The 13,215-nt window shown below is 68.0% G+C and carries 18 protein-coding genes and 3 tRNA genes; 9 read left to right on the top strand and 12 right to left on the bottom strand.

The features are described from left to right. Positions 1 to 24 precede the first annotated feature (24 nt). From nusG to K0O62_RS05285, 12 genes are all read right to left on the bottom strand, one after another. Positions 25 to 810: a transcription termination/antitermination protein NusG gene (nusG, locus tag K0O62_RS05340; RefSeq protein WP_073856973.1), complete on the bottom strand. Its 786-nt coding sequence runs from the start codon at positions 808 to 810 to the stop codon at positions 25 to 27. 28 nt (positions 811 to 838) lie between these two features. Further along, the gene (gene secE / locus K0O62_RS05335; RefSeq protein ID WP_073856974.1) at positions 839 to 1,285 is read right to left on the bottom strand and encodes a preprotein translocase subunit SecE; all 447 of its coding nucleotides are present in this window, start codon (positions 1,283 to 1,285) and stop codon (positions 839 to 841) included. 68 nt (positions 1,286 to 1,353) lie between these two features. Beyond that, positions 1,354 to 1,426, bottom strand: a tRNA-Trp gene (locus K0O62_RS05330). Positions 1,427 to 1,545: 119 nt separating this feature from the next. Continuing rightward, positions 1,546 to 2,055 carry a (3R)-hydroxyacyl-ACP dehydratase subunit HadC gene (hadC, locus tag K0O62_RS05325; RefSeq protein WP_073856975.1) on the bottom strand — a complete coding sequence of 170 codons (510 nt, stop codon included), beginning with the start codon at positions 2,053 to 2,055 and terminating at the stop codon, positions 1,546 to 1,548. 1 nt (position 2,056) lies between these two features. Next, positions 2,057 to 2,485: a (3R)-hydroxyacyl-ACP dehydratase subunit HadB gene (gene hadB, locus K0O62_RS05320; protein ID WP_073856976.1), complete on the bottom strand. Its 429-nt coding sequence runs from the start codon at positions 2,483 to 2,485 to the stop codon at positions 2,057 to 2,059. After that, positions 2,472 to 2,948, bottom strand: coding sequence for a (3R)-hydroxyacyl-ACP dehydratase subunit HadA (hadA, locus tag K0O62_RS05315; protein ID WP_073856977.1), 477 nt, complete (start codon positions 2,946 to 2,948; stop codon positions 2,472 to 2,474). Before hadA ends, hadB begins: the two co-directional genes overlap by 14 nt. Before the next feature lie 9 nt (positions 2,949 to 2,957). Next, positions 2,958 to 3,125, bottom strand: coding sequence for a 50S ribosomal protein L33 (gene rpmG, locus K0O62_RS05310; protein WP_023985310.1), 168 nt, complete (start codon positions 3,123 to 3,125; stop codon positions 2,958 to 2,960). 27 nt (positions 3,126 to 3,152) lie between these two features. Then, positions 3,153 to 3,226, bottom strand: a tRNA-Met gene (locus K0O62_RS05305). A gap of 37 nt (positions 3,227 to 3,263) precedes the next feature. Beyond that, positions 3,264 to 3,336, bottom strand: a tRNA-Thr gene (locus K0O62_RS05300). A gap of 211 nt (positions 3,337 to 3,547) precedes the next feature. Further along, a complete protein-coding gene (locus K0O62_RS05295) occupies positions 3,548 to 3,913 on the bottom strand; it encodes a hypothetical protein (RefSeq protein ID WP_205870681.1) in 366 nt (121 codons plus the stop codon). A 135-nt stretch (positions 3,914 to 4,048) separates the two neighbouring features. Continuing rightward, complete coding sequence (locus K0O62_RS05290) at positions 4,049 to 5,212, bottom strand: globin domain-containing protein (protein ID WP_073856978.1); 1,164 nt, start codon at positions 5,210 to 5,212, stop codon at positions 4,049 to 4,051. Beyond that, positions 5,209 to 5,655, bottom strand: a complete 447-nt coding sequence (locus tag K0O62_RS05285) for an RrF2 family transcriptional regulator (protein ID WP_073856979.1) — start codon at positions 5,653 to 5,655, stop codon at positions 5,209 to 5,211. The genes K0O62_RS05290 and K0O62_RS05285 overlap by 4 nt, the downstream gene beginning before the upstream one ends. 172 nt (positions 5,656 to 5,827) lie before the next feature. Between K0O62_RS05285 and K0O62_RS05280 the strand changes: the two genes are divergently transcribed. The 9 genes from K0O62_RS05280 to K0O62_RS05240 all read left to right on the top strand — a co-directional run bounded on the left by K0O62_RS05280 (position 5,828) and on the right by K0O62_RS05240 (position 13,151). Beyond that, the gene (locus tag K0O62_RS05280; RefSeq protein WP_073857173.1) at positions 5,828 to 6,487 is read left to right on the top strand and encodes an HD domain-containing protein; all 660 of its coding nucleotides are present in this window, start codon (positions 5,828 to 5,830) and stop codon (positions 6,485 to 6,487) included. A 9-nt stretch (positions 6,488 to 6,496) separates the two neighbouring features. After that, positions 6,497 to 7,459: a GlxA family transcriptional regulator gene (locus tag K0O62_RS05275; protein WP_073856980.1), complete on the top strand. Its 963-nt coding sequence runs from the start codon at positions 6,497 to 6,499 to the stop codon at positions 7,457 to 7,459. A 75-nt stretch (positions 7,460 to 7,534) separates the two neighbouring features. Beyond that, positions 7,535 to 8,188 (top strand): DJ-1/PfpI family protein, encoded by a 654-nt coding sequence (locus tag K0O62_RS05270; protein WP_073856981.1) that lies wholly within the window; start codon positions 7,535 to 7,537, stop codon positions 8,186 to 8,188. A gap of 2 nt (positions 8,189 to 8,190) precedes the next feature. Beyond that, positions 8,191 to 8,490 (top strand): hypothetical protein, encoded by a 300-nt coding sequence (locus K0O62_RS05265; protein ID WP_073856982.1) that lies wholly within the window; start codon positions 8,191 to 8,193, stop codon positions 8,488 to 8,490. 42 nt (positions 8,491 to 8,532) lie between these two features. After that, positions 8,533 to 9,252 (top strand): MBL fold metallo-hydrolase, encoded by a 720-nt coding sequence (locus K0O62_RS05260; protein WP_073856983.1) that lies wholly within the window; start codon positions 8,533 to 8,535, stop codon positions 9,250 to 9,252. A gap of 88 nt (positions 9,253 to 9,340) precedes the next feature. Continuing rightward, positions 9,341 to 10,441 carry a DUF4352 domain-containing protein gene (locus K0O62_RS05255; RefSeq protein ID WP_073856984.1) on the top strand — a complete coding sequence of 367 codons (1,101 nt, stop codon included), beginning with the start codon at positions 9,341 to 9,343 and terminating at the stop codon, positions 10,439 to 10,441. A gap of 195 nt (positions 10,442 to 10,636) precedes the next feature. Continuing rightward, the gene (locus K0O62_RS05250) at positions 10,637 to 11,503 is read left to right on the top strand and encodes a phospholipase effector Tle1 domain-containing protein (RefSeq protein WP_073856985.1); all 867 of its coding nucleotides are present in this window, start codon (positions 10,637 to 10,639) and stop codon (positions 11,501 to 11,503) included. 77 nt (positions 11,504 to 11,580) lie between these two features. Further along, positions 11,581 to 12,426 carry a DUF8453 domain-containing protein gene (locus K0O62_RS05245; RefSeq protein ID WP_073856986.1) on the top strand — a complete coding sequence of 282 codons (846 nt, stop codon included), beginning with the start codon at positions 11,581 to 11,583 and terminating at the stop codon, positions 12,424 to 12,426. A gap of 11 nt (positions 12,427 to 12,437) precedes the next feature. After that, complete coding sequence (locus tag K0O62_RS05240) at positions 12,438 to 13,151, top strand: crotonase/enoyl-CoA hydratase family protein (RefSeq protein ID WP_073857174.1); 714 nt, start codon at positions 12,438 to 12,440, stop codon at positions 13,149 to 13,151. The last annotated feature ends 64 nt before the right edge of the window (positions 13,152 to 13,215 follow it).

Below are 13,215 nucleotides of genomic sequence, written 5' to 3'. Positions count from 1 at the left end.
CCGGCCGATATCCGGGCCCGAAAACTAAATCTTCGCGACCTGCGTGAACGTCAGCTCAACGGGCGTCTCACGACCGAAGATCGACACCAGCACCTTGAGCTTCTGCTGCTCGGCGTTGACCTCGCTGATGGACGCGGGCAGCGTCGCGAACGGACCGTCCATGACGGTGACGGACTCGCCGACCTCGAAGTCGACCAGGATCTCCGGACGCTCCAGGGTGGCCTCGGACGACGCGGCGGCCGCTGCGGCAGCCTTGCCGGGCTTCTTCGCCGCGGCCGGCGGCAGCAGGAACTTCACCACGTCGTCCAGCGACAGCGGGGACGGCTTGGACGTCGCACCCACGAACCCGGTGACACCGGGGGTGTTGCGAACCGCGCCCCAGGACTCGTCGTTGAGCTCCATGCGCACCAGGATGTAACCCGGCAGCACCTTGCGGTTGACCTGCTTGCGCTGGCCGTTCTTGATCTCGGTGACCTCTTCGGTCGGCACCTCCACCTGGAAGATGTAATCGCCGACGTCGAGGTTCTGCACGCGGGTCTCGAGGTTGGCCTTCACCTTGTTCTCGTAACCGGCGTACGAATGGATGACGTACCAGTTGCCCGGACGGGTCCGCAGATCCTTCTTCAGGGCGACGGCCGGATCCTCGTCCTCTGGAGCGGCCTCCTCTGCGGCCTCCGTAGGCTCAGCGGCCTCTGTCTCCACCGGGGTCTCACCGGCTTCGTCAGCCGCAGGCGTCTCGTCGATTACGTCGACGGCTTCACCCGAAGGCGTTTCGGCGTCGAGTTGATCGTCGCCGTCGAAGCTAGTCACGGTTGTCAGTCCTCTCTCAATACGTGGGTCAGCCGAAGATGAGCGACACGAGCTTGGCCAGCCCGAGGTCGACACCACCGATCATCGCCACCATAAAGGCCAGGAACACCAAGACAACCGTGGTGTACGTGACCATCTGTTTGCGGTTCGGCCAGATGACCTTGCGCAGTTCCCCGACGACCTGTTTGAGGTAGTTCCAGACAAAGGCGAACGGGTTCAGACGCGCACCGTCGGTCGACTTGGCGGCCTTGGCCGTCTTCGTTCGCTTGGCCGGCTTCTCGTCGGCCCCGGCGTCGTCCGCGTCGTCGGACTCGGACACCGCAACGGCGCCTCCGGCCGGCTCGGCTGCCGTGCGTCGCGACCGCTTCCCCGAGGGACGCAGCGGTCCGGCGGGAGCCCCGGCGGAACCGCTTGTCCCGCCGTCCACCGGCCCCTCGCCTGCCGAAGGCCCCAGAGGCGGTTGATCGTCGCTCACCGCATGCCTTTCGTCTGGTTACGTGTGGTCACCTTCCAGTGTCCACACTTGTCGAGTATTCAGTTGAGCAGGGGCGACAGGACTTGAACCTGCAACCTGCGGTTTTGGAGACCGCTGCTCTGCCAATTGAGCTACGCCCCTTCGTTCGAGGCCTCACACAGTGACGCGCTCCCCGACCGGCCGATTTCCGAACCGACGGACAGCGCGCTGTAGTGGGAAAACCCCGAGAGCCGAGTGTACAACGGCCCAAGTACTACTTGCTAATCCCCTGCTGCCGCCCGCAAGACCTGGCCGGTCTCGCGGTCGTAACGCACCGACACCGAGTTGTCGCCCTCGTGACCCATCAGCGTGGTGAACGCCTCCATGATCAGCCCGCCGTCATCGTCGGTCAGCACGTTGCGCGTCACCACGATGTCGGCGCCGAACCGGCTCTCCACCGACTTGACCTCCAGCTCGGCATGCAGGCGGTCGCCGGCCCGGATCGGCCGGTGGTACACGAACCGCTGATCGACCTGGATGATCTGCATGGTCTCCATGCCGACATCCACGTTGCGGAAGAAGTCCTGCTGCACCAGCAGCGCGACGATCGAGACGAACGTCGGGCCCGCCACCAGCGAATCGTGGCCGAGCTCGGCAGCGGCCTCCTCGGACAACGAGGCGGGATCGGGAGACTTCACGGCCAGGGCGAACTGCTTGACCTGTTCGCGGCCCACCACGAAGACCTCGGGGTACTTGTAGACCATCCCGAGGATGTCTGCCTTCAACGCCATATCAGGCCAACTTCGCGGTCGCGATGGCGCGGCCGAAGATCTTCTTCCCGCCGGTGGTCGCGGAGATGGCGATCGTCACGGACTTGGCCTCCGGGTCGACGGACTTCACCCGGCCGTTGAACACGATCTCGGCGCCCACACCGTCGTTGGGGACCGGCACCACAGCGGTGAACCGCACGTTGTACTCGGTCACCGCGGCCGGGTCACCCACCCAGGAGGTGACGTAGCCGCCACCGAGGCCCATGGTGAGCATGCCGTGCGCGATGGCGGTGTCCAGACCGACCTGCTTGGCGATCTCGTCGTCCCAGTGGATCGGGTTCAAATCGCCGGACACGCCGGCGTAGTTCACCAGGTCCTGGCGGGTCAGCGGGATCACCTTCTCGGGAAGGGTGTCGCCGACGCTGACCGAACTGAATTCACGCAGTGCCATCTGAAAAACCCTCTTCTCCGTCGCCTGAACGCCCCGCGAGGGTCGTGTAGGCCTCCTGAACGATGTCACCGCTGTCATTGGTGATGATGTTCTTGGTGACGATGATGTCGGTGCCGTGCGCCTGCCGGACCGAGTCCACGTAGACGTCGCAATACAATTTGTCGCCGGCCCGGATGGGCCGTAGGAATTTCAGCGCCTGATCCACCTGGACGATCTGAGCGTCCTTGATGCTGATTCCCGCGTCTTCGAAGAAAGCCAACTGAGCCGTGTAACCGAAGATGCAGATGAACGTCAGCGGCGCCGGCAGCGAGTCATGCCCGAGCTCGGCGGCGACAGCCTCATCGAAGTAGAACGCATCGTCGTTCTTGACGGCGAGGGCGTGTTCGCGGATCTTCTCGCGACCGACCTCGTAGGCGTCGGAATACCGGAAATGCCTCCCGACGATCTTCTCCGACAGAGTCACGACTAAGAGTTAACGCGACTCTTTGTGGGGCTGGTGGTGACCGCAGTTCGGGCAGAACTTCTTGATCTCCAGGCGATCGGGATCGTTCCGCCGGTTCTTCTTGGTGATGTAGTTACGGTGCTTGCACACCTCGCAGGCCAAAGTGATCTTCGGCCGTACGTCGGTACTCGACGCCACGTCTCTTGCCTCTCGTTGTTCTACCTGTAGCGGTGGGGGGACTCGATCCCCCGACCTCACGATTATGAGTCGTGCGCTCTAACCAGCTGAGCTACACCGCCCCGATCGACGCGGGCGGGAGCCGCCGGGCGTCTACCGAGCCCCCTAACGGAATCGAACCGTTGACCTTTTCCTTACCATGGAAACGCTCTACCGACTGAGCTAAGGGGGCCTGCACTACCTTCGGCCGTAGGGCCTTAAAGAGGGTACATTCCCGGCGTCGGTGGAGCCAAAACGCCTGGTAGTTGGCCGGTTTTGGGGCCTTTTTCGGGCTCCCGCACGCCTCCGCGCCGCCCAGACTGAAGCCAGGTCGACGGTTCGTGCCCCAGCACTACCTGACTTCAGCCCAGCGAGCCCGATCCCCCACCAGACTGAAACCACGTCTACGCGGCACGCCACCCACGCCTGAACAAGGCGGTCGCGACCCGCCCCACCGCGTCGGCGTCACCGTCCTCAGCGGTGTAGCCCTCATTGCGGACGATCAAGCCCGCGGGCGGATGGGTGTTGCGCCACAGCAGTTCGATCGGGACGTCGTCATCGACCCATTTCGCATGGTGCAGCGCTGATGCCGCCACACCCGCGACGACCCCGCGCCTGCCCGACCAGAGCCACGCCGCGCGCGCCTTATCCCAGACCGAGGGGTTCGCCGGGCCGTACACGTCCGGGAAGAGCCGCGTGTAGCGCGTCCGCAACCCGTGCCGGGTCACCCTGCCCGCGGCCAATGCCTCACTGCCGATCACAACCCCCATGGCCGGATGCTGGCACCCCCGACCGACAGAGCCGGACATCGCAGCCGCCCTGTGGATAACTGCCGGCACATGCGACTGAACCCACGTAGGCGTCCAGCTGTCCGGACCTACGTGGGTTCAGTATCGCGCTGCGAACTAGGACAGCAGCCAGTCGTTGGGGCTGAACAGCTCGCAGTGCACCCGGGTCACGCCACGGGCCAGCAGCTGGTCCCGCACCGCCCGCACGAAGCCGTCCGCGCCGCACAGGTACACCTCGGCGTCGGCCGGCAGCACGATCCCGTCCAGGGTCAGGAACCCGGGGTGGGCACCGTCACCGCCGTCCTCGTACCAGACGTCCAGCGTCGCGTGGGGCAGGTCGGCCAGCAGTTCGCGCTGACGCTCCCGCAACGGGTGGGCCTGGCTGCTGCGGTCGGCGTGCAGCACCTGCACCCGGGCGTCGGCGTCCAGCGTCTCCAGGATCGAGATCATCGGGGTGATTCCGATACCGGCCGAGATGAGCACCAGCGGGACACCCGGCGCCGGGGCGGGCAGATCACCGAACGGCAGCGTGATGTCGAGCTGATCGCCGACCCGCAGGTTGTCCCGGATCCACTCCGACACCTCGCCGGCGGGCTTGACCGCGAACGTCAGCTCACCGGTGCCACCCTTGTTGACCAGGCTGTACTGCCGCAGCTGACGGGCCCCGTCCGGCAGCGTCACGCCCACCGAAACGTATTGTCCCGCACCGAAATCGGCGTCCACGCCGGTGACCGTCACCAGCACCGCCCCGGACGGGTCGTCGACCCGGGCGCTCACCTGCGCGCGACGGTAGACATCCCCGTCGGGCACCCCGGCCTCGGCGTAGAGCGCGTGTTCCAGGTCGATCAGCGTCTGCGCCATGATCCAGTAGACCCGGTCCCAGGCCTCGGCCACCTCGGCGGTGACGGTGTCGGCGCCGAGCACCTCGACGATCCCTGCGAACAGGTGCTCGTGCACGATCGGGTACTGCTCGGCGGTCACCCCCAGCGAGGCGTGCTTGTGCCCGATCCGGGACAGCAGTTCGGCCGGGTGCGGCAGGTCGGGGTTCACCAGGTGGGTCGCGAACGTCGCGATCGACGCGGCCAGGGCACGCTGCTGGGCACCCTGGGCCTGGTTGCCCCGGTTGAACAGGTTGCGGATCAGCGCCGGGTGGGCATCGAAGAGCCGCCGGTAGAAGGCCCGGGTGATCGCATCGATGTTGGCCCCGATCAAGGGCAGCGTGGCCGTGACGATCTCGGCGTGGGCGGGCTGCAGTTCCTCGGGGGCAGCGACGACGGTCATGTGGTGGTCCTTTCCAGCGGGATGGTCACGACCGGCAGCAAGCCGCTGCCGGCCAGGTCTTCGAGGGTGTGGTTGTCCAGTGCGCGGTAGAAGGCCTCCTTGGCCTCGGCGAGCACCCGGCGCAGCCGGCACCCGGCGATCAGCGGGCACGGGCTGCCGCCGTCGCAGTCGATGACTTCGGCGTCCCCTTCCAGCCGGCGCACCAGCCAGCCCACCGACACCGTGCGACCGTCTTCGGTCAGCGAGAGCCCGCCCACCCGGCCACGGCGGGCGTTGACCATGCCCAGTTCGACAAGACGCGCCACGGCTTTGGCGATGTGATGCTCGGATGCGCTCGCGCCGACGGCGATGGTGCGGGTGGTGATGCGGCGGTCGGCCGCATCACCCGCGGCCAGCAGCATCATGGTGCGCAGCCCCAGATCGGTGAACCGGGTGAGTTGCATGGCGATGACGCTACAAATCCTGCATCTGGCATGCGACTTTTTTCGGTGTGCGGTTAAACACGCGATTTCGTGCGGTTTTTCCACCAGCGACGACGCCGCCGTGGCCAGATTTCAGCGGAGGATGGCCATCTGGCCACTATCGCGGTCACCGCAGGCCGAGCACCATGACGACATGGACATCGACACCACGGCCTGGAACCTCCCGGACACCGACATCTGCTCGGCGGCAATGCAATTGGCGGTGACGGTCTCCCCCACCTTCCTCACCAACCACTGCGTCCGCAGTTATCTGTTCGCCCGCGAACTCGCCGGCGCCCAGCGCATCGCCTACGACGAGGAGCTGGTGTTTCTGGCCTGCCTGCTGCACGACCTGGGCCTGACCGAATACGGCGGCGGCCACCAGCGCTTCGAGGTCGACGGCGCCGACGCCGCAACCCGGTTCCTGAGCGAGCACGGGATGACCGAGGACCGCAGCGCCCCGGTGTGGCAGGCCATCGCCCTGCACACCAGCGTCGGGCTGGCACACCGCTTCGGCCCGGTCCAGGCGGTGTCCTTCGCCGGCATCTCCCTGGACATCAACGGCTTCGGCGCGGACGCCCTGCCGGCCGGGTTCGCCGACCGGGTGCACGCGGCCTGGCCCCGCCACGACCTCGGTTTCGCCATCGCCGAGGAGATCGCCCGCGGCACGCTGGCCGACCCGGACAAGGCCCCGCCGTTCTCGTTCCCGGCGCACGTGCACCAGGTCATCAACGGCCCGTCGGTGACCTTCCCGGAGATGGTGCGCGCGGCACCGTGGGGCGATCGGCCGACCACCGCCGAGCACCGCTGTTAGGGTCCGCCCATGCGCACGGTGGCGATCCTGGCGTTGGACGACGTGATCGCGTTCGACCTGAGTGTCCCGGTCGAGGTGTTCGGCCGGGCGACCCTGCCCGACGGCACGCCGGGCTACCGGCTGCTGGTGTGCGGCACCGAACCGCTGGTGCCGGCCGGGCCGCTGCGCATCGGCACCGATCACGGCCTGGATGCGCTGGCCGGCGCCGACACCGTCATCGTGCCCGGCCGCAACGACGCCGTCGCCGAGGTGTCCCCCGAGGTGCTCGACGCGCTGCGCGCAGCGCACATCGCGGGTGCCCGCATCGCGTCGATCTGCACCGGTGCCTTCGTGCTGGCCGCGGCCGGCCTGCTCGACGGGCTGCGCGCCACCACGCACTGGATGGCCGCCGATCTGTTCCGCGTCACCTATCCCGATGTCGACCTCGACCCCGACGTGCTCTACATCGACGAAGGCCAGATCCTCAGCTCGGCCGGCGCGTCGGCCGGGCTGGATCTGTGCCTGCACATGGTGGCGCAGGACCACGGGGCCGCCGCCGCGGCGACCTCCGCCCGCCTCGCGGTGGCACCCCTGCACCGCAGCGGCGGACAGGCCCAGTTCATCGTCCGGAACACCCTGCCGGCCAACACCATCGGCGCCGCAACCGAACTGGACGCGGTACTGGCCTGGATCGAGCGCAACGCCCACCGCGACCTCACCCTGACCGATATCGCCAACCACGCCGCGATGAGCGTGCGGACCCTGAGCCGACGCTTCCAGGCCGAGGTCGGCCAGACCCCGATGCAGTGGGTCAACGGGGTGCGTGTCCGGCACGCCCAGGAACTTCTCGAACACTCCGCCCACGGCGTCGAAAGGATCGGCCGCACCGTGGGATTCAGTTCACCGGCCAACTTCCGAGAGCAGTTCCGCCGGCTCAGCGGGGTCGCTCCGCAGAGCTACCGCAACACATTTCGGGAGAAGCAGGCGGGCTGAGCGTGGCCAGATCGTGGCGCAGCGTGACTCGTCAGCCACTGCCCGAAACACTCTCGGCCCACCACGATGAAAGCCATGTACGCACAGATCGTGTTGTTCGACGGGTTCGACCCGCTCGACGTCATCGCCCCCTACGAAGTCCTGGTCGCCGGAAGCGATTACCTCGGCGGTGAACTCACCGTCGAACTCGTCTCCGCCGAGGGGCCCCGCGCCGTGGTCAGCGGCTCCCGCGGACTGACCCTGCACGCCACCGCCACCCTCGATCCGTCCCGGCCCGGCTTCGTGATCGTGCCCGGGGCCGTCGGCCCGATGGAGGGGGACCCCGACGCGGTGGCGACCATCCCGGTGCTGTTGGCCCGCTTCGGCGACACCGATGCCGTGCCGTTGATCCGCACCGCACTGGACAACCCGGCCGTCACGGTCGCCACGGTGTGCGGCGGGTCGCTGGCGTTGGCGATGGCCGGGTTGATCGAGGGCCGGCATGCCACCACCCATCACCTCGGGGTCGACGTGCTGGAGGCGACCGGCGCCGTCCCGGTGCCCGCCCGGGTTGTCGACGACGGCGATCTGATCAGCGCGGGCGGGGTGACCTCGGGGCTGGATCTGGCCCTGTATCTGCTGCACCGCGGCTACGGGCCGCGGATCGCGCTGGCCGTCGAGCAGATGTTCGCCTTCGAACGGCGCGGCACGGTGTGGACGAACACCGGCCGTGCCCCGCAGGCCTGGTGAGCATGGGTATCACCGGGGACTGGGACGTCCGGATCAAGACACCGATCGGATCGATGGAGGTCCGCTACACCTTCACCGAGCACGACGGGCTGCTCAGCGGATCCGCCGCGGGCAGGCACGAAACCGTGGCGCTGTCCGACATCGTCGCCGATGGCGCGCACGTGACCTGGCGGCAGTCCATCACCAGGCCGATGCGGCTGCATCTGGAGTTCGACGTGCACCTCGACGGGGACCGGTTTGCCGGGCATTCCCGCGCCGGCCGGCTGCCCCGCTCGGCGGTCTCCGGGGTGCGCCGCCGGTAACTGCGGTTATGGACGCACGAGCGCGCCCCATAGAGTGTCGCCATGTCTTCCGGAGAAGATCGCCTGTATTTCCGTCAGTTGCTGTCCGGCCGTGACTTCGCGGCCGGCGATCCGATCGCCCAGCAGATGCGCAACTTCGCCTATCTGATCGGCGACCGCGAGACCGGTGACGCGATGCTCGTCGACCCGGCGTACGCGGCCGGCGAGCTCGTCGACACGCTGGAAGCCGACGGCATGCGACTGTCCGGTGTGCTGGTCAGCCACCACCACCCCGACCACGTCGGCGGCACCATGATGGGCTTCACGCTGGCCGGGGTGGCCGAGCTGCTGGAGCGGGTCAGCGTGCCGGTGCACGTCAACGCCCATGAGGCCGAATGGGTTTCGCGAGTCACCGGGATCGCGATGAGCGAACTGAGCTCGCACCAGCACGGCGACAAGGTCAACGTCGGCGACATCGAGATCGAGTTGCTGCACACCCCCGGGCACACCCCGGGCAGCCAGTGCTTCCTGCTCGACGGCCGACTGGTCGCCGGGGACACGTTGTTCCTGGAGGGCTGCGGGCGCACCGATTTCCCGGGTGGCAACGTCGACGAGATGTTCCACAGCCTGCAGGCGCTGTCGAAGCTGTCCGGCGATCCGACGGTGTTCCCAGGTCACTGGTATTCGGCGGAGCCCAGTGCGCCGCTCTCGGATGTGAAGCGGTCCAACTACGTCTACCGGGCCAGCAATCTTGATCAGTGGCGCATGCTGATGGGCGGCTGACCGGGCCATACTCTCGCGGCGTGCATGCGCCTGGACTATTCTTCGAGGTCAGAGCGCCCCGGTGGCGCGCATAGGGAGGAAACCCCGCATGACGACACCGCCGACCACGGCCGGCTGGTACCCGGATCCCGACGGATCCGGTGGTCAACGCTATTGGGACGGCGCGGAGTGGACCGCCCAGCGCCCCGACGCCCCGGAATCCACCGCAGAAACATCCGCCTGGCCTGCGGAATTGCCCCCGTGGCCGGAGGAGGACATGGAGATGCCCTCCTGGGAGGAGGCCGGTAAGGCCGAGCCGCCCACCGAGGAGCCCGAGCCTGTCGAGCCCGAGCCGGCCGCCGAGGATTTCCAGCCCACCGAGTCGGTCGAGTCCCCCGAGCCCGCGCCCGCGCCCGCCGAGCCCACCGAACCGGTCGACGTATCCGAGACCGCGCCGGCGCCGGAACCGACCGCTGCGGTCGAGGAACCGGTCGCCCCGGAGGGCCTCGCACCGGAGAGCGATGTCGCCCAGTTCGTGCCGCCGGCCCCCGAGGAGCCCCTGCCGGGTCAGCCCACCGCGACCGTCCCACTGACCGAGCCGGCGCCCGGCGAATCCGGCGGCCGCCCGGCCAAGGTCTACCTGATCGGCATCGGCGCCCTGGTCGTCGTGCTGGTCGGCGTGCTCATCTGGGCGCTCACGTCCAGGGGCGCGGACTCCGACACGTCTGAGGCCACCGGGGCAGACGAGACCTCCGAGGTCACTGGGACGGCGGGTCCCGCAACGAATTCCGCCGACCAGTCCTCGGCCGCCGCAGAGACCCCGACCGGGGGCGGAGCGCAGGTCGTCGACGGTGAGGTCACCATCACCAGCAATGGCTTCGAGGTCACCCCGACGGTGTCTGCGGTGGAGAACGAGCTGCTCACCAAGTCGGCCACCGGTGAGTTCGTCGTGGTGCGCCTGACCCTGCTCAACAACGGCGAACTTCCCGCGACGTTCCTCGCCGACCAGCAAATACTCACCGCCGGCGGACAGACCTACACCCCCGAGACCGAGAGCACCTTCTACCTCGGCGGCATCTCGGCCGTGCTCTACCCGGGCCAGCCCGTCGACGTTGCCTTCGCCTTCGACGTACCGCCCGGCACCGCACCGGAGTCCATCGAGGTGCACGGCGACCTCGCCAGCGAGGGCGGCGTCATCCCGCTTTCCTGACACATTTTGCCCGGGAAGAACTGACATGTACGTCAGTTGGCGGACAGACAACTGATTCCGCAGCGGGCTAGCATTCTGACGCTAAATTTCGTTGAAGTCATGTGGGGAATCAGCGAGATCACGCCTTGGTAAGCACCGGGCAGGTTGGCAGAATTGTTCGCTAGGTTCGTTTGAATCGCACCACCGGGGGTCGCCGTGAAGAACATCGTGCTGTGTTTCGACCACTCCGGTGAAAGCAATGCCACCACCCTCTTCCGGCTGATCGACCAGGCCGGCCAAGTTGGCTGGCGGCAGTACACCAACCGCCGTCCCGAGGACGCCCGGGCCGCCGTGGCGTCGGCCTACACCCATCTCGTCGACCACTGGCAGCCCGGCGATGACGTCTTCGTCTTCGGGGCAGGCAGCGGCGCGGCGTGCGCGCAGGCGCTGACCCGACTGCTCGGCACCATCGGCGTGCTCGACGGCGAACTGCGCAGCTACATGCTGGCCACCTACGCCCTGCCCCGTACCGCGCGCACCGCGCAGGAATGGCGCCACGTCACCGAGGTCGCCGCCGGCTTGGCCGAGCGCGACGACATCACCCTGACGGTCCGGTTCCTCGGCTTGTGGGACACCGTCCGCGTCCGCGGCACGGCGGGACCGGTCAACGTGGTCGCGGGCCGGCACGCATTGGCGATCGACGCCGCCCGGCCCCCACAGCATGTCGAGGGTGTCGACGAGGTGTGGTTCCGCGGATCGCACCGCGACATCGTCTCCAGCCCGCTCACCCTGGACTGGATGCTCGACGGCGCCGAACGGGCCGGGCTGCGGGTGCACCGGGCACCGTCGGCGCACGTGGAGGCCGAGAGTTCGGCACTGAATCTGGGTTTACGCCGGCTGCCCGACAACGCCGTCGTGCACGCCAGCGTCCAGATGCACGTACGGACCCATCCGGGGTACTGGCGCCGGCTGCCCGCCCGCGTCCAGTGGGCCGACGGGGACTGGCTGGACCGCGGTGAGCGACTGCTGACCGCCGGACCGGTCGCCCCGCTGCAACCACACACCCTGGCCACAGCCAGCTAAATCTGGATCCGCGGTTACCAGATTCTCAGCGAACCGCTAGTGTCCGAAGCACAATCGGACGAACAGGCGGGGACGCGGTGGAATGGTTCAAGGATCGGTGGGCCGATCTGAGCGGCCTCGGGTCGACGGGATGGCTGACGGCCGCGGCGTGGGCAGGGTTGGCGCTCGGATTGGCCGCGTTGCTGTTCACCGCCCGCGCGCTCAGGCGAAATCGCCAGCTCAAACGCGATGAGCTGCGGCCCCATGTGGTGATGTACATGGAGCCACACCCGTCGGACTGGCACGTCATCGAGCTGGTGGTGCGCAACTTCGGCAAGTCCGCCGCACACGACATCCGCTTCCATTCCGACGAGCCGCTGACCGTCGGACGGTACGAGGACGGGCCCGCCGACGGCCTGCCCGACATCGCCGAACTTCGATTCCCCAGCGAACTCGGCCAACTCGCGCCCGGCCAAGAGTGGCGAACTGTCTGGGACTCCGCGATCAGCCGGGAACAGTTCGGCGGGCAGATCGGGTCCCGGTTCGAGGGCATCCTGCGGTACGCGGACCGCCCGGGTGCGCGGCGTTCGGCGGACCGGCAGACCTACGAGTCGTCGGTGGTGCTGGACTGGGCGACACTGCAGCCGGTCCAGCGGCTGGAGTTGATGACGACCCACGATCTGGCCAAGCGGGAGAAGCAGAAGCTGGAACTGCTGCGCAGCGTCCTGACCTATTTCCACTACGCCGCCAAGGAGACCCGGCCCGAGGTGTTCCGCGCCGAGATCGACCGGATGAACCGGGCCGTGCGCGAAACCCAGGACCGTTGGCGGACAAGCCAGTCCGACGAGACCACCGAGCTGGACTTCCCCTGGATCGGGCAGGAGGCGCCGAGCGGGCGGCATCACTCCAGCCCCGCCATCGGAATCTCGCACCGCGCTCAGTAGTGTCCGGCGGTATGACTGCCACTTACGCTGTGCACGAAGCCGTTGCGACCGTCACCCTCGACGACGGCAAGGTCAACGCGCTGTCCCCCGCGATGCAGGCCTCCATCGCCGCGGCCCTGGATCAGGCCGAGACCGACATCGCCGCCGGCACGGTGAAGGCCCTGGTGCTGGCCGGCAACGAGCGGGTATTCAGCGCCGGGTTCGAGCTGAGCGTGTTCGCCTCAGGCGATGTGGCGGCCGGGCACGGGATGCTCTCCGGCGGTTTCGAACTGGCCATCCGGCTGTTGACGTTCCCGGTGCCCGTCGTGATGGCCGCGACCGGGCCCGCGATCGCGATGGGATCGTTCCTGCTGCTCAGCGGCGATCACCGGGTGGGGTCGGAGCGCTCACGCTGCCAGGCCAACGAGGTGGCGATCGGGATGACGTTGCCGGTGGCGGCGCTGGAGATCATGCGGATGCGGCTGACACCCCCGGCGTACTCGCGGGCGGTGTCGGTGGCCGCGGTGTATGCCGGGGATGAGGCGATCGCCGCCGGCTGGCTCGAGGAGATCGTGGAACGCGATGCGGTGCTGTCCCGCGCGCAGGAGGTGGCCGCCGAGTACGCCGGCACCCTGCACCTCAAGGCGCATGTGGCGAGCAAGCTGAAGGCCCGCGAATCGGCGATCGCGGCGATCCAGGCCGGGATCGACGGGCTGGCAGCCGAATTCGGGATGTCCCAGGCGTAACGCTCGTCCACCCCGCCCCGGCTGTGTCCGGGGTGGGGTGATCCGTGCCCATGCCCACTCTCCG

This window comes from Mycolicibacterium diernhoferi, assembly GCF_019456655.1.
GTDB lineage: Bacteria > Actinomycetota > Actinomycetes > Mycobacteriales > Mycobacteriaceae > Mycobacterium > Mycobacterium diernhoferi.
This window is presented reverse-complemented; position numbering and strand designations above follow the sequence as displayed.